The organism is Curtobacterium sp. Csp1 (assembly GCF_013347185.1).
In genome coordinates this window covers 2,462,994-2,483,087 of sequence record NZ_CP054594.1, presented here as the reverse complement: position 1 = coordinate 2,483,087, position 20,094 = coordinate 2,462,994, and the positions used below count along the sequence as shown (strand labels likewise).

Below are 20,094 nucleotides of genomic sequence, written 5' to 3'. Positions count from 1 at the left end.
TTGCGTCGAGGACGGGGAGCCGGTAGGGGGACCGGCTCCCCGGATCCGCTACTGGTTCTGTGACTGCGCCTGCTCGAGCGCCTGCTCGGGGTCGGCCTTCCCGGTCAGCGCGAGCTGCACGGCGGTGTAGATCTTCGTGGCGGCCTTGGGCCAGTCCGGGCCGAGCTCGCCGGTGCGGGCCCGAGCGGTCTGCACCGTGGTCACGAAGGACGCGACGTCCTGGTGGTCCTTCGCCCACGCGGCGCCGACCTCGGTGTTCGTCGGCACGTTGCCGGTGACGCCCGCGATGACGTTCTGCATCTTGTCGCTGTTCAGGCAGCCGACGAACTTGCCGGCGAGCTGCATCTTCTCCTCGTCGCCGGTCTGCGGGACGGTGAAGGCCTCGCCGCCGAGCGGGGCGACGGTCGCCGAGCCGGTGCGGGTCGGGATCGGGACGCTGTCGAACTCCAGGTTCTTCGCTTCCTTCAGCGCCGGCAGCTGCCACGGGCCGTTGATCATCATCGCGGCCTTGCCGGCGATGAACTGGTTGTTCACGTCGGCCTGCGCCCAGTTGATCGAGCTCTTCGACATCGAGCCGTCGTTCTGCAGGTCCTCGACGAGCTGCAGGGCCTGTTCCGCCTCGGGCGTCGCGATGTCCTTCTCGTCACCGCCGTTCGACCAGAAGAACGGCAGGAACTGCCAGGTGCCCTCGTAGGTGTTGATGTTGCTCATCGCGAAGCCGTACGTCGACCCGCTCGTGAGCTTCTTCGCGGCGGCCTTGAGCTCGTCCCACGTCTTCGGGGGCTGCACCCCGGCGTCCGACAGGAGCTTCTTGTTGTAGTACAGCGCGATCGAGTTCGTGACGGGCTGCAGACCGTAGAGCTTGCCCTCGTACGTGTCGCCGAGGTCGGACAGGGCGCCGGACGCGGCGATCTGCTGCACGTCCGGGTTGTCGAGCATGAGCACGTCGGGCAGCGTCCGCGACGACGCCTGCTGCAGCACCTTCGAGATGAGGCCGGCGCCGGCGACGTGGTTGATCTTCACCTGGGCGCCGACGGTCTTCGCGCACTGCTGGTAGATGGTGTCGTAGTTGGCGGCGTAGTAGTCCTCGATCGTGAGGGTCTTGGAGCCGCCGCCGGACGAGGCGGACCCGGAGCCGGAGCAGCCGGACAGGACGAGGGGGACCGTGGCGACCACGGCGACCGCGCCGACGAGGGCGCGGATCCGGCGGGACGAGGAGTGGAACCGGTGCTTCATTGCGTAGCTCTTCTCTTGGGCGGATGCATGAGGGGACGCCCGGCGACGGCTCCATCGACGTCGTCGTCGCGGTGGTCCTTGGGGCGAGAACGTAACAGCAAAGCGCTTTGCCTGTAAAGCGCTTTTTTCGGGAATCGGCGGGTCTATGCTGACCAGACAGCAGGCTGACGAGACAGCACGACCCGACCCGGAGGCGCCATGGCCACGATGCAGCAGGTCGCCGACCGCGCCGGCGTCTCGATCGCGACGGTGTCCTTCGTCGTCAACGGCACGAAGTACGTCACGCCGGCGACCACCGCCCGGGTCGAGGCGGCGATGCGCGAGCTGAAGTTCCGCGGCAACCTCGTGGCACGGGCGCTCGCGAGCCGGCGGACCCGGATCATCGCGCTGCTGTTCCCGACCGTCGGCAACCGGTTCAGCCCGACGACGTCGGAGTTCTTCATGAGCGCCGCCGAGCGGGCGTCCCAGCGCGGCTACCACCTGGTGCTCTGGCCGGTCGACCCCGCTGGCGAGGACCTCGACGACCTCGTGTCGGGCGGGCTCGTCGACGGGGTCGTGCTCATGGAGGTGCGGATGGACGACCCGCGCGTCCGGAAGCTCAGCGAGCTCGACGTGCCCTTCACGCTGATCGGCCGGACCCGGGACAGCAGCGACCTGCCGTTCGTCGACATCGACTTCGAGACCACCATCGAGGACTCCCTCGACCACCTGCAGGGCCTCGGCCACCGCCGGTTCGGGCTCGTGCTCGAGAACCTCGAGGGCACGCCGATGGCCGGGTACGCCCCGCACCTGCGTGTCGAGGACACCTTCCGACGGTCCGTCGCGGCCCGCGGCGCCGTCGGGACCGTGGTCTACGCCGGAGCCGGCAGCGAGGGCGGACGCGAGGCGGCCCGCGCACTGCTCGACGCCGACCCGGAGGTCTCGGGCGTGCTCGTCATGAAGGACGACTCGTCCGCCGGGCTCCTCGTCGCGGCGGGCGACCAGCACCACCCCCGCCTGACGACGATGGTCGCCCCGGGTCGCGAGCTCGGCGAGCGTGCGGCGGACGCCCTGATCGACCAGCTCGACGGCGCGAGCGAGGGCAAACCGCACTTCCTGCTGCCCTGCGTGCTCCGCCCCGCGGAGTCGGTGGCCGCGGCCCCCACCGGCGCGACCGCCTGACGGACGGGAGGCACGTGGCGGCGCCGCCACGTGCCTCCCGTCCGTCCGTGCCGGCCGCGCGCGGACGTGCGCCGAGCGCGACGACGGCACCGCCTGCACGCCCTCCCAGGGACGCTTGGTTGTGTGGACTCACAGGTTCGCAGCACCACACGTCGAGGAGGACGGATGGCCATCGACCGGAGACTGTTCCTGCTCGGGGGAGCGGGGGTGCTGCTGCTCGCCGGCTGCTCCACGCGACCCGAGCGCACCACCGTCCAGGACTGGCCGACGGACCCACCGGACGGTGACGTCACGATCAGCTGGTGGGCCGGACAGGTCGCCTCGAAGGACGGCGGCGACCTGCGACGGCGGCTCATCGCGGAGTTCCGGCGGGAGCACCCGAACATCCGCGTCCGGATCGTCAGCGCACCGAGCGACACCGACACGAACCGGACCTCGGCGACGTGGCCTGGCCGGGACAGTTCGCGAAGAACAAGCTCGCGACGCCCGTGAACGAGCTCGTCGGGGCGGACTTCTTCGAGCAGTTCCCCGAGGGACTGCGGCAGGCGGCGAGCGTCGACGGGACGTACTACATGTTCCCGCTCTACATCGACGAGTCGTTCTTCCTGTACCGCCAGGACCTGCTCGACAAGCACGGCTTCCAGGTGCCCCGGTCGTGGGAGGAGGTCAAGGACACCGCCGCGAAGCTCGTCGACACCGGTGACGTCAGCTACGGCCTGGCGTTCCAGGGCGACGTGTACGAGGGGCTGACGTGCAACGTGACCGAGTTCGTCGCGGACGCCGGCGGCTCGCTCCTGAACGACGACCTGACCCGGCCGGAGACCACGAGCTCGGAGACCAAGCGCGCCTTCGAGTTCATGCGCTCGCTCATCGCCGACGGCGCCGCACCCCGGGCGACCCTGACCTACCAGGAGCAGGACACGAACGACGCCTTCTCGGGTGGACGGGCGGCCTTCCTGCGGAACTGGTCGTACGCGTGGGGGATCGCGAACGGGCCGGACTCGGCCGTCGCGGGCAAGGTCGGGCTCGCCGCCCGACCGACGTTCGACGGCACGGACGAGCACCACTCGACGATCGGCGGGTGGGGGAACTCCATCAACCCGCACACCCAGCAGCCCGCCGCCGCGCTGACCTTCGCCCGGTGGATGTCGAGCGAGACCGCGCAGCAGTTCCTCACCCGCGAGGGCGGTGTCCTGCCGGCCCGCAGTGCGAGCCTGGTCAGCGAGGACGCGAAGCGCCAGAACCGGCCGACGTACGACACGGCCGCCGGCATCACGCTCGTGCCCCGCCCGACGTCGACCGCGTACTACCCGAAGGTCTCGCAGGGCGTCTACCAGAACGGCAACAGCATCCTCGGGGGCCAGGCGTCGGTGGACGGCGGCACCCGGGCGATGGCCTCGGCGATCTCGCTCGCCCTGTCGGGGGAGGCGCTGTGAGCGCCGGGACCGCCACCCGGCCCGCCGCACGGACCCCGGGCGCCGGACCGGACGGGTACCGCCGGACCCCGGCCCGGTCGCGCATGGAGCGCATCCGGGCGCGCGGGGCGTGGGGCTTCGCGGCCCCGGCGCTCCTCGTGGTCGCCGCGGTGACGATCTTCCCGGTCGTGTACTCGATCGTCCTGAGCTTCGCGGACGTCGAGATCGGCTACGACGGCTTCAGCATCCAGGGCTTCGGGCTCGGCAACTACGCGGCCCTGCTGCAGAGCGCCGACTGGTACCGGGCGCTCGGCTTCACGGTGCTGTACACGCTCGTGACCGTCTCGGTCGAGCTCGTCCTCGGCATGCTCGTCGCGCTCGTCCTCGAGCGGCTCGGGGTCACCCGCGGGTGGATGCTCGCGCTGATGCTCGTCCCGTCGACTCGACGTACGGCGTCGCGACGTGGTTCTTCGGGCTGTTCGGGGACGCCCCGGTCATCCTCGGCGAACCGGTCCCCGCGATCACCGGCCTGATGGTCGCCGACATCTGGAAGACGACGCCGTTCGTCGCGATCATCCTGCTCGCGGGGCTCGTGCAGATCTCCGAGGACCACTACGAGGCGGCAGAGCTCGACGGCGCGAACGGGTGGCAGACGTTCTGGCGCGTGGTGCTCCCGCAGCTCACGCCGACGCTGACGATCGCGGTGCTCTTCCGCGTCCTGCAGGCGTTCGGCGTCTTCGACCTGCCGTTCGTGCTGACGAACGGCGGCCCGGGCACCGCGACCCAGTCGCTCGCGATCATGGGCTACAAGGTGCTCTTCCAGGACATCAACATCGGACCGGGCGCGGCCATCGCGACGAGCACGGCGGTCATCGTCGCGGCGGGGTGCCTGCTGTTCCTCCGGGCGTTCCGGAACCAGGCGAAGGGAGGGGACGACTGATGCCCCGGACACGTGTGCGCAAGGGCTGGCGGCGGTGGGTCAACACGATCAACGTCAGCGGCGTCGTCATCGCGGTGCTCACCGCACTGCCGCTGTACTGGCTCGTCTCGACGTCCCTCAAGCCGTCGTCCGAGATCGCGCAGTCGCCGCCGACGGTCTGGCCGCGCTCCCTGACGTTCGACAACTTCGTCACGGCGTTCCGGGACAACGCGCTCGGGCAGTACATGGTGAACAGCGTCGTCGTGTCGGTCTCGACGACGGTGATCGTCCTCGCGCTGTCGTTCCTCGCCGGGTACGCGCTCGCCGGCCGGTGGATCGCGGGGCGGACGGCGATCATGACGTCGCTGCTGATGCTGTCGGTGTTCCCGGCGATCGCGGTGCTGACGCCGCTGTACCTGCTCGAGCGGAACCTCGGGCTGCTCAACTCGTACCCGGGGCTGATCGTGCCGTACGTGGCGTTCAACCTGCCGTTCGCCATCTGGATCATGCGGAACTACCTGCAGGGCATCCCCTCGACGATCGAGGAGGCCTCCGAGATCGACGGCGCCGGAGCCTGGCGCACGGTGCTGTCGGTGATCCTGCCGATGTCGAAGCCGGGGCTCTTCACGGTCGGCGTGTTCACGTTCACCGCGTCGTGGAGCGAGTTCCTGATGGCGCTGACGTTCAACAGCGAGAACTCGTTCCGCACGATCCCGGTCGGCATCGCGCTCTTCGGCACCCAGTTCACGGTGCCGTTCGCGCAGATCTTCGCGGCGAGCGTGGCGGCGACGATCCCGATCGTCATCCTCGTGCTGGTGTTCCGCCGGTCCATCGTGTCGGGGCTCACCTCGGGTGCCGTGAAGGGCTGATGCCGGGCGTGCCCAGGAGACGGACGGGAGGCCCGTGGCTGTCGAGCCACGGGCCTCCCGTCCGTCTGCCGGTCGCCCTGGGCGACCGTACGCCGCGCGGTCAGCCGCGCCGCGGGTCCCGAGCGGTGTCGGTGAAGAAGTCGGCGTACAGGCCGTTGCTGTCCTGCAGTTCCCCGTACTTCCAACGCTTGCGCATGCGACGGAACGTCTCGATGCGCACCGGGTCGATGCCCGGCTCGGACTGGTACGCGCCCATGGTGCCTCCCCGTCTCCCTGTGTTGCCCCCGATCGGGGGCTCCCACGGAGGACGCTACGGACGTGCGGCCGTCACGTCCGGCAAGATAGGTCGGGAAGTTACCTAGTTGCGCTTGTTGGACAAATGTTCGAGCAGTGTCCTCGCGCGCCCGTAGCCTGCGTCAGGGGGTCGGAGCGCCGTACTCGAGCGCCTCGATCACGCGGTTGATCACCCGCACGTACTTGACCCGGTCGCGTTCCGAGAAGGAGGACAACAGCTCGTGCAGATGCTCGTTGGTGCTGTCCATGGCGGACGCGTAGGCGCGCTGGGTCTCCGGGGTGAGCTCGATGAACCGGCTGCGGCCGTCGTCGGGGTTCGGGACGCGGCACAGGTGCCCGGCCCGCTCCAGGCGGTCGATCGTGCCCGTCACCGCGGGGCTCGTCAGGCCGAGGTGCGAGACCAGGTCCTTCACGCGGACCTTCCGCTCCGCGGCCTCCGCGCGAGCGACGAACTGCAGCACGGTCAGGTCCGAGCCGGAGACCGACAGGCGTTCACGGAGTCGTCCGCGCAGTGCGCCCATCGCGGCTTCGAGCCGGGTCAGGGCGGCGGTCAGGTCGATCTCGCTCACGTGGTGGTCGCCCCCTCGTCGCGTCGTGGTCCCGGGCGACGTTACGCCGCCCCTACCCCGGAAGCGTATCCAGATAACGAGATGTACCGCGCCATGTGGACAGTCGGAGGGAACCGTGGCGGTTCGAGGTCTCCGGCACCCGGAGCGACCACGCCGTCCGCGACCTCGGAGGCATCTACGCCGGCGACCGGTGGAGCGCGAGCGCGTCCGGCGGCCGGTTCGCCTACCGGTACACCGCGATCGGCGACAGCGAGGTGACGATCCGCCGGTCCCAGATGCACGGCGAGATCCGCGGCGTCGTGCAGGGCGGCGGCGACTACGTCGTCACGTGGATCAGCGCCGGCACCGGCGAGGTCGAGGTCCGCGGGGAGCGCTGGCCGATGGAGCGGGACGTCCCCGTGCTGTTCCCCGCGGACGAGGAGTTCTGGTTCACGAGCGCCGACTACGACCAGCGGCTCGTGCACTTCGACCGCGACTTCGTGCGTCGGGTCGCGGCCACCCGTGGCGAGGTCGGCGAGCAGGGGCTGCGCTTCGACGGGTTCCGCTCGCCCGAGGCGTCGATCGGGCAGCGGTGGCAGGGGGCGCTCACGGCGCTGTCCCGGGCGCTGCGTGTCGGCGGACCGGAGTCGGACGCGTGGCAGGACGCCAAGGTGTCGGCCGCCGAGGTCTTCCTCGACATGTTCCCCCCGCAGACCGACGACCTGCCCGACGTCCTGGCGGAGACCCGGAACGCCCGGCTGCGCGCCGCGGTGGAGTACATCCACGCGCACGCGGCCGAGGACGTCAGCATCACGGACCTGTCCGACGCCGCCGGCCTGAGCGTCCGGTCCGTGCAGGAGTCCTTCCGCCGGGTCTTCGACGTGTCGCCGCTGACGTACCTGCGCCAGGTCCGGCTCGACCACGTGCACGAGGAGCTGCTCGAGGCCGGGCCGCACGCCGGTGCCGTGGGGGACATCGCGCGGCGGTGGGGCTTCGCGCACCTCGGGCGGTTCTCGGCGTCGTACGCCGAGCGGTTCGGCGAGTACCCGAAGCAGACGCTCCGGCGCTGACGCGCGGCGCCGCCGCCTGCGTGGTGCGGTGTGCCCGCGCACAACCGGAAGCACACCGCGCCGTGGTCTCGCGTGGTGCGGCGTGCTTCCGGTTGTGCGGAGCGCACGGAGCGCACGGGGCGGTTCGAGGCACCTGCGGCGCCCGCGCCGCGTCAGCCGCGCGCGGCCGGCGGCGCCGCCGTGCTGCTGCGGACGCGCAGCGTCGTGCGGAGCCGCACGTGGTCGGTCGTCGGCTCGCCGCGGAGCATCGCGAGCAGCATCGACACCGCGCTCGCGCCGAGGTCGACCAGCGGCTGGGCGACGGTGGTCAGCGGCGGCGTGGTCGTCGACGCCTGCGGCACGTCGTCGAAGCCGACCACCGACAGGTCCTCGGGGACGCGGAGCCCCAGCGCCTCGGCCGCGTGCAGCACGCCGATCGCCGACGAGTCGTTCGCCGCGAAGACCGCGGTCGGCCGGTCCGGCAGGGTCAGGAGCTCGTGCGCGACCGCGGCGGAGCGCTCCTCCTGGTAGTCGCCGGGGCGGACGAGGTGCTCGTCCACCGGGACGCCCGCCGCGGCCATCGCCGCGCGGAAGCCCGCGTCACGGAGCTGGGACGACGCCAGGTCGCCGCGACCCTGCAGGTGCGCGATTCGGGTGTGCCCGAGCGCCAGGAGGTGCTCGACGGCCTCGCGGGCGCCGGCGGCGTTGTCGGTGTCGACGGTGGCGTGGCCCTCGGGTCCCGTGTGCGGGTCGATCGCGACGACCGGGATCGACGCGGCGGACATCGCCTCGGACGGGGTGACAACGATCGCGCCGTCGATGAGGGTGCCGGACAGGCGGGACAGCGACCGCCGCTCCCAGCCCGGTCGGCTCGACCCGGTGAGCAGGCCGGCGTAGGCGAGCAGCTCGTACCCGGTGCCCGTCGTCGCCGCGGAGATGCCGCGCAGCAGCTCGGTCGAGAACGGCTCGAACTCGGTGACCAGGATGCCGATCACGTTCGTCCGGGTGCTCCGCAGGCTCCGCGCGACGAGCGAGGTCTCGTACCCGAGTCGCTCGACGACCTCCTGCACGCGCACGATCGTCGCCGCAGCCACGCCGTCCCGGTTGTTGATCACCTTCGACACCGTCGGGATGGACACCCCGGCAGCCCGCGCGACGTCCGCGATCGTGACCCGGCCCGGTCCGGGCGGGGTGTCGAGGGCCGTCTGCATGTGCTCACCGTACAACCGCTCAGGACCCGGCACGGCTCGTGAGCCAGATAAAGAAAACGTTATCGATAACGATTGACAAGCCTGCTCGATGCCTGGCACGCTCTCCGCAGCGGCATCCGCTGCCGCACGTCAACGACGACACCGAGGAGTTCCACGATGACGAGGAAGATCCGTGCCGCGGCAGCCATCGCGCTGATCGGGGCGACCGCTCTCACAGCGGCAGGCTGCTCAGCGGGCAGCGATGCCTCCAGCGACGGCGGCAAGGTCACCATGACCTTCTGGCACAACTCGACGACCGGTCCGGGCAAGGCCTTCTGGGACCAGACCGTCAAGGACTTCGAGGCGAAGAACCCGAACGTCACGATCAAGGTCCAGGCCATCCAGAACGAGGACCTCGACGGCAAGCTGCAGACCGCCCTGAACTCCGGTTCGGCCCCGGACGTGTTCCTGCAGCGCGGCGGCGGCAAGATGGCGGCGATGGTCAACGCGGGCCAGCTGCTCGACATCTCCGACTCGATCGGTTCCACCGCGAAGTCCGAGATCAGCGAGGGCTCGTTCAAGGGCTACCAGCAGGACGGCAAGACGTGGGCCATGCCGGTCGACGTCAACCCCGAGGGCATCTGGTACAGCCAGGACCTCTTCAAGCAGGCCGGCATCGAGGGCACCCCCACCACGATGGAGGAGCTGAACGCCGACATCCAGAAGCTCAAGGACGCGGGCATCCAGCCGGTCGCCGTGGGTGCGAAGGACGCCTGGCCGGCCGCGCACTGGTACTACAACTTCGCGCTCCGGGCCTGCCCTGAGAGCGTCCTCAACAAGACCGCGCAGGACCTGAAGTTCACGAACTCGTGCTGGAAGCAGGCCGGTGACGACACCAAGGCCTTCTTCGACACGAAGCCCTTCAACGACGGCTACCTGACCACCGCCGCACAGCAGGGCGCCGGCAGCTCGGCCGGTCTCGTCGCGAACCACAAGGCGGCCATGGAGCTCATGGGCGCGTGGGACCCGGGTGTGATCTCCTCGCTCACCCCGGACGGCAAGCCGCTGTCCGACCTCGGCTTCTTCCCCTTCCCGGAGGTCTCCGGCGGCAAGGGCGCACCCGGCTCGATGATGGGCGCCGTCGACGGCTACTCCTGCTCGGCGAAGGCCCCGAAGAAGGCCTGCACCGACTTCCTCAACTACATGACCGAGAAGCCCGTGCAGGAGGCCTACTACAAGGCCTTCAACGCGATCCCCGCGAACAAGTCGGCCCAGTCGGTCGTGACGGAGCCCTACCTGAAGAGCGTGCTCGAGGCGTACAACAAGGCACCGTTCGTCTCGAACTACCTCGACACCGTCTACGGCCAGAACGTCGGCAACGCCCTCAACACGAGCGTCGTCGACCTGCTCGCCGGCAAGGGGTCCGTGTCGGACATCGTCTCGACCGTCAATCAGGCAGCAGCGAAGGGCTGACGAACCCATGACCACCTCCGTCACCAGTCGCTCCACGGACCAGTCCGGGGCAGCGCGGTCCGGGACGGGGCGTCGCACGGGCGGGGCCGACGGTTCGCCGTCGGCCCCGGCCCGCCGGGCCCGCAAGGGCAACGACGTCCGCACCCGGGTCGAGATCGCCGTCCTCGCCGGACCGGCCACCCTGATGTTCGTCGGGTTCGTGATCCTGCCCGTCGTGCTGGCCGCGTACTACGGCTTCTACAAGTGGCAGGGGTACGGCACCCCGACCGACTTCGTCGGCCTGCAGAACTACACCATCATCTTCACCGACCCGGACTTCCGGGGCGTGCTCTGGCACAACCTGTTCATCGTCGTCGGGTCGCTCGTCGTGCAGGGGCCGATCGCGATCATCCTCGCGCTGCTGCTCAACCAGCGCATCCGCGGGCGCGGCCTGATCCGCGTGCTCATCTTCGTGCCGTACGTCATCTCCGAGGTGATCGTCGGCACCGGCTGGAGCCTCATGCTCCAGTCCAGCGGCGCCGTGAACGACCTGCTCCAGGCCGTCGGGCTCGGGTCACTGCGGAACGACTGGCTGTCGAACCCGGACATCGCCATCTGGACGCTGCTCGCGATCATCTCGTGGAAGTACATCGGCTTCGCGGTCATCCTGTTCCTCGCCGGCCTGCAGAGCATCCCGGAGGAGCTGTTCGAGGCCGCGCAGCTCGACGGTGCGAGCTACTGGCAGATCCAGCGGCGCATCACGCTCCCGCTCCTCGGCCCGACCATCCGGATCTGGGCGTTCCTGTCGATCATCGGCTCGCTCCAGCTGTTCGACCTCGTCTACATCATCTGGGGTCAGTACATCGCTGCCACCGCCGGGACCTCGACGATGGCGACGTACATGGTCGCCAACGGTCGGCTCTCCGGCAACTACGGGTACGGCAACGCCGTGGCCGTGGTCATCTTCCTCATCTCGCTGGTCGTCGCCCTCGTCTACCAGCGGTTCGTCCTGCGCCGCGACACCGCCGGCGCCCTGACCGAGAAGGGCGACCGATGACCGCCACCGCCTCCATCGTCGCGCCGAACCGCCGCCGGTCCCGTGACCACGGTCCGGTCCGCAAGGAACGCAACCTCTCATCGCGGTGTGCATCGCGCCGGTCGCGTACATCATCCTGGGCGGCTTCCGCACGAACTCGCAGATCACCGCGAGCCCCGCCGGCCTGCCGAACCCGTGGCAACTCCGTCGTCGCCGGCGTCACCACCACGGTCGGTGTCGTCGTCCTCGGGCTCATGGTGAGCTTCGTGCTCGCCCGGTACCGGTTCCGCGGTCGCGGTGCGCTGTACTCGCTGTTCGCCGCCGGCCTGATGTTCCCGATCACCGTCGCGATCACCCCGCTGTACCTGCTCGTCAAGGACCTCGGTCTGACGAACAGCTTGGCCGGCGTGATCCTGCCGCAGATCGCGTTCGCCCTGCCGACGACGGTCATCATCCTCGTGCCGTTCCTGCGGGCGATCCCGGACGAGCTCGAGGAGGCCGCCGCGATCGACGGGGCGAGCCGGCTCGGGTTCTTCTTCCGCATGGTCGTGCCGCTGTCCCTGCCCGGCGTCGTGACGGTCGGCATCCTCGCGTTCATCGGCAGCTGGAACAGCTACATCCTGCCGCTGTTCATCCTCAACGACTCGTCGGCGTACACGCTGCCCCTCGGGGTCCAGGCGTTCTCGTCGCAGTACTCGGTGGACACCGCGCGCGTGCTCGCGTTCACCTCGCTCTCGATGATCCCCGCACTCGTGTTCTTCGCGATCTTCCAGCGCCGCATCGTCGGTGGCCTGACCGGGGCGGTGAAGGGGTGACGACGCTCGACACGTCCACGCACCCGACGGACGGACGCCAGCCGACGGACGGACGCCAGGCGCGTGGCGGCGCCGCCACGCGCCCGCGATGACGCTCGAGGAGAAGACGGCGCAGCTCGTCGGCTACTGGCTCGACCAGAACGGTGTCGTCGCGCCGATGCAGGGCGAGATGGCGGCCGCGCAGGGCGGCGAGACGCTCGCCGACGTGACCCGGCACGGGCTCGGGCAGTACACCCGCGTGTACGGCACCCGCCCCGTCGAGCCCGACGAGCGCGCGGCCTGGTTGTGGGCGGAGCAGCGTCGGCTCAAGCGCGAGACGCGCCTCGGCATCCCGGCGCTCGTGCACGAGGAGTGCCTCACCGGGCTCGCCGCGTGGCGCGCCGCGACCTTCCCGACGCCGCTCGCGTGGGGTGCCGCGTTCAACCCGGAGCTCGTCGAGCAGGTCGGCGCGGTGATCGGCCGGTCGATGCGCGAACTCGGGGTGCACCAGGGCCTCGCGCCCGTGCTCGACGTCGTGCGGGACCCCCGGTGGGGCCGCGTCGACGAGTGCATCGGCGAGGACCCGTACCTGGTCGGCACCGTCGGCACCGCGTACGTGCGCGGGGTGCAGAGCGCCGGCGTCGATGCGACGCTCAAGCACTTCCTCGGCTACTCGGCCTCGCGTGCCGGACGCAACCACGCGCCCGTGCACGCCGGACCGCGTGAGGTGGCGGACGTGTTCCTGCCGCCGTTCGAGATGGCGCTCCTCGACGGAGGCGCCCGCAGCGTCATGAACTCGTACGCCGAGGTCGACGGCGTGCCCGTGGCGGCCGACCCCGAGCTCCTGACCGGGCTCCTGCGCGACCGGCTCGGCTTCGACGGGACGGTCGTCGCGGACTACTTCTCGGTCGCGTTCCTCGAGGTGATGCACGGCGTCGCCCGGGACCGCGGCGAGGCGGCCGCACTCGCGCTCACCGCGGGCATCGACGTCGAGCTGCCGACGGGTGACGCGTACCTCGCGCCCCTCGTCGAGCGGGTCCGGAGCGGGCTCGTCGACGAGGCGCTCGTCGACCGTGCGGTGCTGCGGGTCCTCCGACAGAAGGAGCGGCTCGGACTGCTCGACCCCGATGCCTTCGAGGACGAGCCCCCGACGGGCATCGACCTCGACTCGCCGGAGCACCGGGCGCTCGCCCGTCGGCTCGCGGCGGAGTCGCTCGTCCTGCTCGCGAACGACGGCGTGCTCCCGCTCGGCGACGCGGCCTCCGGCACCGCGGTCGACGGCGCCGCGGCCGACGGCGCCGCGGCCGACGGCGCCGCGGCGGGCGCAGACCTGCGGGGCCCGGTCGCGGTGATCGGCCCGAACGCCCACCGTGCCGAGGCCCTGCAGGGCTGCTACTCGTTCGCGAACCACGTGCTCGCGACGCACCCGGGCCTGCCGCTCGGGTTCGCGATCCCGACCGTGCTCGAGGCCCTGCAGGACGCCCTCGGGGCCGACGCCGTGCGGTACGCCTCCGGCGCCGAGGTCGAGGGCGACGACCGCTCCGGCTTCGCCGAGGCCGTCGCCACGGCACGCGACGCGGCGGTCGCGGTCGTCGTCGTCGGTGACCAGGCGGGCCTGTTCGGCCGCGGCACCGTCGGCGAGGGCAACGACTCCGAGACGCTCGACCTGCCGGGCGTGCAGCGCGAGCTGGTCGAGGCCGTCGTCGCGACCGGCACCCCGACCGTCGTGGTGCTGCTGACCGGCCGGCCGTACGCGATCGGCTGGATGCTCGACGGCGACCACGCGAAGCCGTCCGCCGTCGTGCAGGCGTTCTTCCCGGGGGAGGGCGGCGGCCTCGCGATCGCCGACCTGCTGACCGGGACTGCGTCGCCGTCCGGTCGTCTGCCGGTCTCGCTGCCCCGGTCCGCCGGTGCGCAGCCGTACTCGTACCTGCACCCGCGGCTCGGGGGCCCGTCGGACGTCACCGCGACCGACTCGACGCCCGTGCGGCCCTTCGGCTTCGGCCTGACGTACACGAGCATCGCGTACGAGGACCTGCAGGTCGACGACGCCGTCGCCACCGACGGCGCGTTCACGGCGTCCGTCACGATCAGGAACACGGGGGACCGGGACGGGATCGAGGTCGTGCAGCTCTACGGGCACGACGTCGCCGCGTCGGTCACCCGTCCGGTCGCCCAGCTGCTCGGCTACGCCCGGGTCGCGCTCCCCGCCGGCGGGTCGGTGCGGGTGCGCTTCGACGTGCCGGTGCAGCGGTTCGCGTTCACGGACCGGGCGATGCGGAAGGTCGTCGAGCCGGGGGACGTGCAGGTCTGGGTCGCGTCCGACGCGGCGGCGTCCCGGCCGGGAGGCCCGGTGCCGACGGGTGGGATCGTCGCCTCCGGGGACGGTCCGGTCCGGCACGAGGTGCCCGGGTCCGCCACGGACCGTGCGGTCGTGCGCGTGACCGGTGCGGTGCACGAGGTGTCGCTCGCCGACCGGCGGACGGTCACCTGGTCGCTCGTCTGAGGGCGCGGGTGCGCTCGCGCACCGCGCGGTGCGCCCGCGCGAGACTCGGCTCTGCGGACACGTTCGCGGCCCCACGGCCGCGAACGTGCCCGCCTGGCCGAGTCTCGGCCTGCCCGGTCTCCGTGGTGCCGCCAACCGTGCGCCCTGGCGCGTACGGTCGACGCATGGCGGGGCGTGTGGTCGGGTGGGTGGCCTTCGCGGTCGGGGCCGTCCTCGTCGCCCTGTTCTTCGGCGTGGCCTTCCAGGCGACCAGCTGCGCGGACGCGATCCCCGGCGGCGCCAGTGTCTGCACGAGCGGGCCCGCGGTCGGCTGGCCGCTCGTCTGGGTCTTCGTCGGGATCGCGGTCGTCTCGGTGGCGCTCGCCGCCTGGCAGGTCCTGCGGGAGCTGCGCCGACAGCAGCGCTGACCGGGGGAGACCCCGCTCGGGATCAGCGGCGCAGCGGCTCGAGCGCGGGGTGGGTGCGGAGCGCCTCGTGTCCGTGCGTCAGCATGACCGAGAGGGTGCTCACCGCGGGTGCCATCGGGCCGGTGAGGGACAGTGGAGACGTGTCGCCGAACTCGAGGACGACGTTGAAGTGCTCGGGGTCCGGGTACACCGCCGTCACCGCAGTGAAGGGGAAGCTCAACCAGCCCCGGCCGACGACGTTGCACACGATGCGCTCGTTGCTCACCAGGACCTCGGCCTGCTGGTGCTCCCGCCACTGCGTCACCGCCGCGGACCGTGCACGGGACCGGGCGACCGAGTTGCCGATCGCGTTCCCGATGACCGCTCCGGCGACCCAGGCCGGACGGCCGAAGGCGACGACCGACGACTGGCCGTACACGACGTCCGTGCCGTAGTACCGCGAGTACTGGAGCGGCCCCGCGAGGAAGAAGTGCTCGCCCGCCCACGGCACGACGCCCCACACCTCGACCTCGGGTGGGAGCTCTCGCTGCTCCAGGACCGACCGGAGCCAGCGCGCGTGCTGCCATCCGGCGGCGTGGGCGTCCTCGTGCTGCCGGACGATCGCTTCCCGCTTGGTGAAGTGCCCGTGCCGACGTCGCCACGATCGGAACGCGCGGTACCCGTTGCGGAGTGCGATCACCAGGAAGACGATCGGTGCGACCATCGCGCAGAGCAGCACCAGGAGCCCGAGCAGCGACCAGCCGACATGGTCGGAGTCGTTCCCGAGGGCGCCGAGGCTGCTTCCGGCGACGACGAGCACAAGGTACGACACCGGGACGAGTGCGGCCGGGATCACCCACGCACGGTGCCGCCGCCACCACGACCGTCGTTCCGTCGTGTCGTTCCCTGCTGACATCGGTCCCCCTCCGGACACGGCGCCCCCGGCGCCGCTCGGTGCAGTTCGAACATCACGATCAAACCGCACCCACGCCGTGCCGTCCACCGGACGAGACCACGACACGCCCCGGTGGGACGATGGCCGGGTGCCGCTCGATCCCGACCCCGCCCTGGTGCCCGAACTCCTGGTCACCGACCTCGACCGCAGCCTGGCGTTCTGGCGGGACCGCTGCGGCTTCGTCGTCCGGTACGCCCGCCCCGAGGAGCGCTTCGCGGCCATCGCCCTCGGCTCGGCGCACCTGCTGCTCGAGCAGGTCGGCGTCGGGCGCAACTGGCTCGCCGGCCCCCTCGAACGCCCGTTCGGCCGCGGTCTGAACCTGCAGGTCGCCGTCCCCGACGCCAGAGCGCTCGCGGCCCGCCTGACCGACGCCGGCATCGCGCTGTTCATGCCGGTGGAACACCGGTGGTACCGCGTCGACGACGAGGAGACCGGGGTCGAGCAGTTCGTCGTCGCCGATCCCGACGGGTGGCTCGTCCGCTTCCAGTCGTCCCTCGGCCGACGGGCGAGGCCGGCCGGTTGACGGGTCCGGTCGACTGACGAGCCCGCCTTCAGGAGACGTGCACACCCGTCGCGAGCAAGCTCGCGAGGGCACCGAGCGCCGACACGACGAGCGCCGGCAACAGGGCGACCCCGCCGAGCAGGAGTGCGAACCAGCCGATCGCCCGACCGCGCACGGCACCACGGCGGACGCCCCGCACGCCGAGCAGGGTCACGACGACGGCGACCGGGAGCGCGGTCGCCAGCACCAGACCGATCGCGATCTGCTCGCGGGCGGCGGGCGCGAGGTCCTCCGGGCCGAGGCCGGGCTCCGCCGCGGCGACGGCGAGGTACACCGTCGTCCACACGAAGGCCACCAGCACGCCGACCCACCCCGCCGCGCTCCTGCCGGCCCGTTCCCTGGTCAGCGGCGCCCACGGCCCGTCCCGGTGCCACAGGTCGTCCGTCACGGTCGCATCCTACGAGCACGCCGTCGAACTCCCGTGGAGCGCGCGTACCGTCACGTTCCTCACGACCCTCGAAGGAGCAGGCCATGTCCGACGCCCACGACCCCCGCGACACCACGAACGACCCCGAGGGCACGCCGAAGCCCGACGGCCTCGGCGAGGACGGGACCATCCCCGACCACCCCGAGGGCGTCGCCGCCGGCTTCGCCGGGGACGACTCGCACTTCAACCACGAAGAGGACGAGGACGCCCAGTAGGCGGACGCAACTGCAGGACGGACGGGAGGCCCGTGGCGACGCCGCCACGGGCCTCCCGTTGCGTCGCCCGGTCACCACGTCGCGACGGCGACCGTCCGTCGGGTCGGTACCGTGGTCGCATGGCCCGCTTCACGCCCCCTGCCGCCGACGCGATGCGCGCGCGCATCCTGGACGCCGCCCGCGACGAGTTCGCCGCCCACGGGCTGACGGGGGCGCGCGTCGAGCGCCTCGCCGCGGCGGCGGACAGCAACAAGGCGCAGGTCTTCCACTACTTCGGGGGCAAGGAGGGGCTCTTCGACGCGCTCCTCGTGCAGGAGCTCGGCGGGTTGCACGACGCCGTCCCGCTCGACACGGACGACCTGCCCGCATGGGCCGGACGTCTGCACGACGCGGTCGTCGAGCGGCCGTGGGTCGCGCGCCTGGCGACCTGGCAGCGCCTCGAGCGTGCGGACGCGCCGGTCCCCGCGCTCGTCGAGCGGTACGAGTCCAGCGTCGCCGAGGTCGAGCGGGCGCAGCGCGCGGGAGTCCTGCCGCGGTCGTTCCGGCCGGCGGTGCTCCTGGCCCTCGTGCAGCAGCTCGCCGGGGTGTGGACCGCGCTGCCCGCCGAGGCGACGGGCTCCGTGTCCGCCGTGGTGGCCGCGCGCCGCCGGCAGGTCGTCGTGGACGCGGTCGCCCAGCTGCTCGGCCGCTGAACCGCCCAGGACGCGCGACCCGTTAGAGCCGCTCGCGCAGGAACGCCACCTGGCGCTCCCAGTGCCGGAAGCCGCCGCCCTCGTGCCCGTTGTACGGGTACACGGCGATCTCGTGGTCGGCCGAGCCCAGGGCGTTGTACGCCGCGAAGGTCGTCCGCGGCGGCACGACGTCGTCCATCAGCGCCACGGAGAACAGCGCCGGCGCGCTGATGCGCTCGGCGAAGTGCACGCCGTCGAAGTAGGCCACCGTGTCCCACACCCGGTCGACGTCGTCGCGGTGGACCGACAGGTGCGTGGCGAGCTCGAGGTACGGGCCGCCGACGGCGACGGCCGTGCCGTGCTCCCAGTCACACAGGAACGCGACGTCCTTGATCCCGCCGCCCTGGCTGCCGCCGGTGAGGGCAATCCGGTCGACGTCGACGCCGGGGAGCGTGCGGACCGCCTCGACGAGCCGCACCGCGTCCGTGAACACGCGGCGGTAGTAGTGGTTCGCCGGGGCGTCGACGCCGCTCGCCATCCACCCGCCGACGTGCGGCACGGAGCCGTGCGGGTCGGGGGTGTCCCCGCCGGAACCCCAGCCACTGCCCTGCCCGCGGGTGTCCATCACGACGTGCACGAAGCCCGCGAGCGCCCACGACACGCGTTCCCCGGGGAGTCCGCGGCCACCGCCGTACCCGAGGAACTCGACCACGACGGGCAGGTCCTGGTCGGCCGTGCCCGCGGGGCGGGAGACCCAGGCGCGGACCGGGTCGCCGCCGAAGCCGGGGAACGTCAGGTCCTGCACGTCGAGGGCGGGCGCGGTGCCGGCACCGGCTGTCCGGGCCGCGGCGATCGTGTCGGCCCAGAAGGCGTCGAGGTCGGCCGGACGCCGCACCTCGGGGCGGTACGCCCGGAGCTGGTCGAGGGGCAGGCCGCGCGTGGGATGGCGTTCCGCGCATTGGGTTGGGGGTCGTTCCGCGCGTCGGAGGACGAATCTTCCGACCTCCGACGCGCAGAACGTCTTCCTACACCGTGCGCGATCGGATCGATCGCTCGCGGGCGGGGTCAGCGCGCGGGGCGCGGGTCCGCGGGGACGACCGTGGCGGAGACCTCCCACGACGGTAGGCTCCCCGTCAGCACCCACGCGGCCTGTCGAGCGGCACCGGACGCCACGTACTCGCCCGGCTGCGCGGCGACGGCCCGGACTGCCTCGTTCCGCGCCGCCCCGCCGATGAGCAGCAGTCGGGACACCGTGACGCCGGTGCCCTCGACCGCGGCGAGCCCGTCGGCGAGGGCGCACATGGTCGCCGGGGTCATCCCGAGCAGCGAGGCGGTCGCGTCCGGTCGGTTCGGGGTGCGCTCGCCGACGAAGTACGGCACGAGCACGAGCCCGTCCGCGCCGGCCGGCGCCTGCAGCGCCAGCTCGCCGAGGCCGTCGTGGTCGACGGCGAGGAGCCCGCCGATCACCTCGAGCACGCGGGCCGCGTTGAGCGTCGTCACGATCGGGAGGCGCGACCCGGTCCCGTCGGCGAAGCCCGCCACGGTCCCGCTCGGGTCCGTCACCTCGGTGTCGGTGACCCCGAAGACCGTCCCGCTCGTGCCGAGGGACACCGCGACGTCGCCGGGACCGAGGCCGAGGCCGAGCGCGGCCCCGGCGTTGTCGCCGAGTCCCGGGCCGACCACGAGTCCGGCGCGGGCGGTCGCGCCGCCCGGCAGCGCGACGTCGGACCCCAGCGTGCCCATCGCCTCGTCCGGTGCGACCACCCGCGGCACCACGACCGCGTCGTCGTCACCGGCTGCGGCTGCGGTTGCGCCACCCGCGACCCGGAGGCCACGACCGAGGGCGGCCGCGAACAGCTCCGCGTCGTACTCGCGGCGCACCGGGTCCCAGTACGCCGTGCCGCTGGCGTCGGAGCCGTCGGTCGCGAGCGCGTCGAGGTCCGGACCGAGCGGACTCTCGTCCGCCGGGCCGTACCCGCGCAGCCGCCACGACAGCCAGTCGTGGGGGAGCGCGACCGCGGCGACCCGCGCCGCGTTCTCGGGCTCCGCGTCCCGCAGCCAGCGCAGCTTGGTCCCGGTGAACGAGGCCACCGGGACCAGACCCGTCCGGGCGACCCATGCCTGTCGGCCGAGCTCCTCGACCATCTGCGCGGCCGCGTCGGCGCTGCGGACGTCGTTCCAGAGGAGCGCGTCGCGGACCACGCGACCGTCCGCGTCCAGTGCGACCATGCCGTGCTGCTGTCCTGCGACCGCGACCGCGGCGACGTCGTCGAACCCACCGGCGTCCGCGATCGCGGTGCCGAGCGCGTCCCACCAGTGGCGGGGGTCGACGGAGGTGCCGTCCGGGTGGGACGCACGCCCCTCCCGGACGACGACCCCGGCGACCAGGGTCACCCCTTCGGCGGCAGG

Annotated in this window: 22 protein-coding genes and 1 pseudogene; 15 read left to right on the top strand and 8 right to left on the bottom strand. The window is 72.0% G+C overall.

Translation table 11 applies throughout. The features are described from left to right. Window positions 1-48: 48 nt before the first annotated feature. Window positions 49-1,236, bottom strand: coding sequence for a sugar ABC transporter substrate-binding protein (locus HUN58_RS11910; RefSeq protein WP_208745528.1), 1,188 nt, complete (start codon window positions 1,234-1,236; stop codon window positions 49-51). A 198-nt stretch (window positions 1,237-1,434) separates the two neighbouring features. On the opposite strand from HUN58_RS11910, the gene HUN58_RS11905 reads away from it, so the two are divergent. The 6 genes from HUN58_RS11905 (at window position 1,435) to HUN58_RS11885 (ending at window position 5,600) form a co-directional block, all read left to right on the top strand. Further along, window positions 1,435-2,397: a LacI family DNA-binding transcriptional regulator gene (locus tag HUN58_RS11905; protein ID WP_208745527.1), complete on the top strand. Its 963-nt coding sequence runs from the start codon at window positions 1,435-1,437 to the stop codon at window positions 2,395-2,397. A 165-nt stretch (window positions 2,398-2,562) separates the two neighbouring features. Further along, a complete protein-coding gene (locus HUN58_RS11900) occupies window positions 2,563-2,889 on the top strand; it encodes a hypothetical protein (RefSeq protein WP_208745526.1) in 327 nt (108 codons plus the stop codon). After that, window positions 2,841-3,833 carry an extracellular solute-binding protein gene (locus HUN58_RS11895; RefSeq protein WP_208745525.1) on the top strand — a complete coding sequence of 331 codons (993 nt, stop codon included), beginning with the start codon at window positions 2,841-2,843 and terminating at the stop codon, window positions 3,831-3,833. Before HUN58_RS11900 ends, HUN58_RS11895 begins: the two co-directional genes overlap by 49 nt. Continuing rightward, window positions 3,830-4,345 carry a carbohydrate ABC transporter permease gene (locus tag HUN58_RS20275; RefSeq protein ID WP_217488523.1) on the top strand — a complete coding sequence of 172 codons (516 nt, stop codon included), beginning with the start codon at window positions 3,830-3,832 and terminating at the stop codon, window positions 4,343-4,345. Before HUN58_RS11895 ends, HUN58_RS20275 begins: the two co-directional genes overlap by 4 nt. Beyond that, a complete protein-coding gene (locus HUN58_RS20270) occupies window positions 4,345-4,752 on the top strand; it encodes a carbohydrate ABC transporter permease (RefSeq protein ID WP_217488522.1) in 408 nt (135 codons plus the stop codon). The genes HUN58_RS20275 and HUN58_RS20270 overlap by 1 nt, the downstream gene beginning before the upstream one ends. Continuing rightward, window positions 4,752-5,600, top strand: coding sequence for a carbohydrate ABC transporter permease (locus tag HUN58_RS11885; protein WP_229666778.1), 849 nt, complete (start codon window positions 4,752-4,754; stop codon window positions 5,598-5,600). The genes HUN58_RS20270 and HUN58_RS11885 overlap by 1 nt, the downstream gene beginning before the upstream one ends. 100 nt (window positions 5,601-5,700) lie before the next feature. On the opposite strand, the gene HUN58_RS11880 is transcribed toward HUN58_RS11885, so the two are convergent. Further along, on the bottom strand, window positions 5,701-5,856 hold the full coding sequence (locus HUN58_RS11880; protein WP_167510011.1) for a hypothetical protein: 156 nt from the start codon (window positions 5,854-5,856) through the stop codon (window positions 5,701-5,703). Between the two features lie 160 nt (window positions 5,857-6,016). Then, the gene (locus HUN58_RS11875) at window positions 6,017-6,463 is read right to left on the bottom strand and encodes a MarR family winged helix-turn-helix transcriptional regulator (protein WP_058743118.1); all 447 of its coding nucleotides are present in this window, start codon (window positions 6,461-6,463) and stop codon (window positions 6,017-6,019) included. Window positions 6,464-6,558: 95 nt separating this feature from the next. Between HUN58_RS11875 and HUN58_RS11870 the strand changes: the two genes are divergently transcribed. Beyond that, on the top strand, window positions 6,559-7,512 hold the full coding sequence (locus HUN58_RS11870; RefSeq protein WP_208745524.1) for a helix-turn-helix domain-containing protein: 954 nt from the start codon (window positions 6,559-6,561) through the stop codon (window positions 7,510-7,512). A gap of 152 nt (window positions 7,513-7,664) precedes the next feature. Here the strand turns inward: HUN58_RS11870 and HUN58_RS11865 are convergent, their stop codons facing one another. Next, window positions 7,665-8,702 carry a LacI family DNA-binding transcriptional regulator gene (locus HUN58_RS11865; RefSeq protein WP_175326994.1) on the bottom strand — a complete coding sequence of 346 codons (1,038 nt, stop codon included), beginning with the start codon at window positions 8,700-8,702 and terminating at the stop codon, window positions 7,665-7,667. Window positions 8,703-8,858: 156 nt separating this feature from the next. Here HUN58_RS11865 and HUN58_RS11860 point away from each other — a divergent pair, with 156 nt between their 5' ends. From HUN58_RS11860 to HUN58_RS11840, 5 genes and pseudogenes are all read left to right on the top strand, one after another. Beyond that, window positions 8,859-10,154, top strand: a complete 1,296-nt coding sequence (locus HUN58_RS11860) for an ABC transporter substrate-binding protein (RefSeq protein ID WP_180225633.1) — start codon at window positions 8,859-8,861, stop codon at window positions 10,152-10,154. 7 nt (window positions 10,155-10,161) lie between these two features. Beyond that, window positions 10,162-11,190 (top strand): carbohydrate ABC transporter permease, encoded by a 1,029-nt coding sequence (locus HUN58_RS11855; protein ID WP_114848864.1) that lies wholly within the window; start codon window positions 10,162-10,164, stop codon window positions 11,188-11,190. Between the two features lie 76 nt (window positions 11,191-11,266). Next, a pseudogene (locus HUN58_RS11850) lies at window positions 11,267-11,984 on the top strand (carbohydrate ABC transporter permease); the annotation flags it as partial. A gap of 88 nt (window positions 11,985-12,072) precedes the next feature. After that, window positions 12,073-14,469, top strand: a complete 2,397-nt coding sequence (locus HUN58_RS11845) for a beta-glucosidase (RefSeq protein WP_180226052.1) — start codon at window positions 12,073-12,075, stop codon at window positions 14,467-14,469. A gap of 164 nt (window positions 14,470-14,633) precedes the next feature. Continuing rightward, on the top strand, window positions 14,634-14,876 hold the full coding sequence (locus HUN58_RS11840) for a hypothetical protein (RefSeq protein ID WP_180225632.1): 243 nt from the start codon (window positions 14,634-14,636) through the stop codon (window positions 14,874-14,876). Between the two features lie 22 nt (window positions 14,877-14,898). Here the strand turns inward: HUN58_RS11840 and HUN58_RS11835 are convergent, their stop codons facing one another. Further along, entirely contained in the window at window positions 14,899-15,771 is an 873-nt protein-coding gene (locus HUN58_RS11835) for a hypothetical protein (protein WP_180225631.1), read from the bottom strand. A 127-nt stretch (window positions 15,772-15,898) separates the two neighbouring features. Between HUN58_RS11835 and HUN58_RS11830 the strand changes: the two genes are divergently transcribed. Continuing rightward, complete coding sequence (locus tag HUN58_RS11830; protein WP_180225630.1) at window positions 15,899-16,333, top strand: VOC family protein; 435 nt, start codon at window positions 15,899-15,901, stop codon at window positions 16,331-16,333. A 28-nt stretch (window positions 16,334-16,361) separates the two neighbouring features. Here HUN58_RS11830 and HUN58_RS11825 read toward each other — a convergent pair whose 3' ends face one another. Next, the gene (locus HUN58_RS11825) at window positions 16,362-16,760 is read right to left on the bottom strand and encodes a hypothetical protein (RefSeq protein WP_180225629.1); all 399 of its coding nucleotides are present in this window, start codon (window positions 16,758-16,760) and stop codon (window positions 16,362-16,364) included. Between the two features lie 83 nt (window positions 16,761-16,843). Between HUN58_RS11825 and HUN58_RS11820 the strand changes: the two genes are divergently transcribed. Together HUN58_RS11820 and HUN58_RS11815 are read left to right on the top strand one after the other, a co-directional pair. Next, on the top strand, window positions 16,844-17,014 hold the full coding sequence (locus tag HUN58_RS11820; protein WP_180225628.1) for a hypothetical protein: 171 nt from the start codon (window positions 16,844-16,846) through the stop codon (window positions 17,012-17,014). A 119-nt stretch (window positions 17,015-17,133) separates the two neighbouring features. Continuing rightward, the gene (locus HUN58_RS11815) at window positions 17,134-17,706 is read left to right on the top strand and encodes a TetR/AcrR family transcriptional regulator (protein WP_180225627.1); all 573 of its coding nucleotides are present in this window, start codon (window positions 17,134-17,136) and stop codon (window positions 17,704-17,706) included. Window positions 17,707-17,728: 22 nt separating this feature from the next. On the opposite strand, the gene HUN58_RS11810 is transcribed toward HUN58_RS11815, so the two are convergent. After that, window positions 17,729-18,616 carry an acetylxylan esterase gene (locus HUN58_RS11810; protein ID WP_208745732.1) on the bottom strand — a complete coding sequence of 296 codons (888 nt, stop codon included), beginning with the start codon at window positions 18,614-18,616 and terminating at the stop codon, window positions 17,729-17,731. Window positions 18,617-18,750: 134 nt separating this feature from the next. Beyond that, complete coding sequence (locus HUN58_RS11805; RefSeq protein WP_254631468.1) at window positions 18,751-20,079, bottom strand: FGGY family carbohydrate kinase; 1,329 nt, start codon at window positions 20,077-20,079, stop codon at window positions 18,751-18,753. Between the last annotated feature and the right edge of the window lie 15 nt (window positions 20,080-20,094).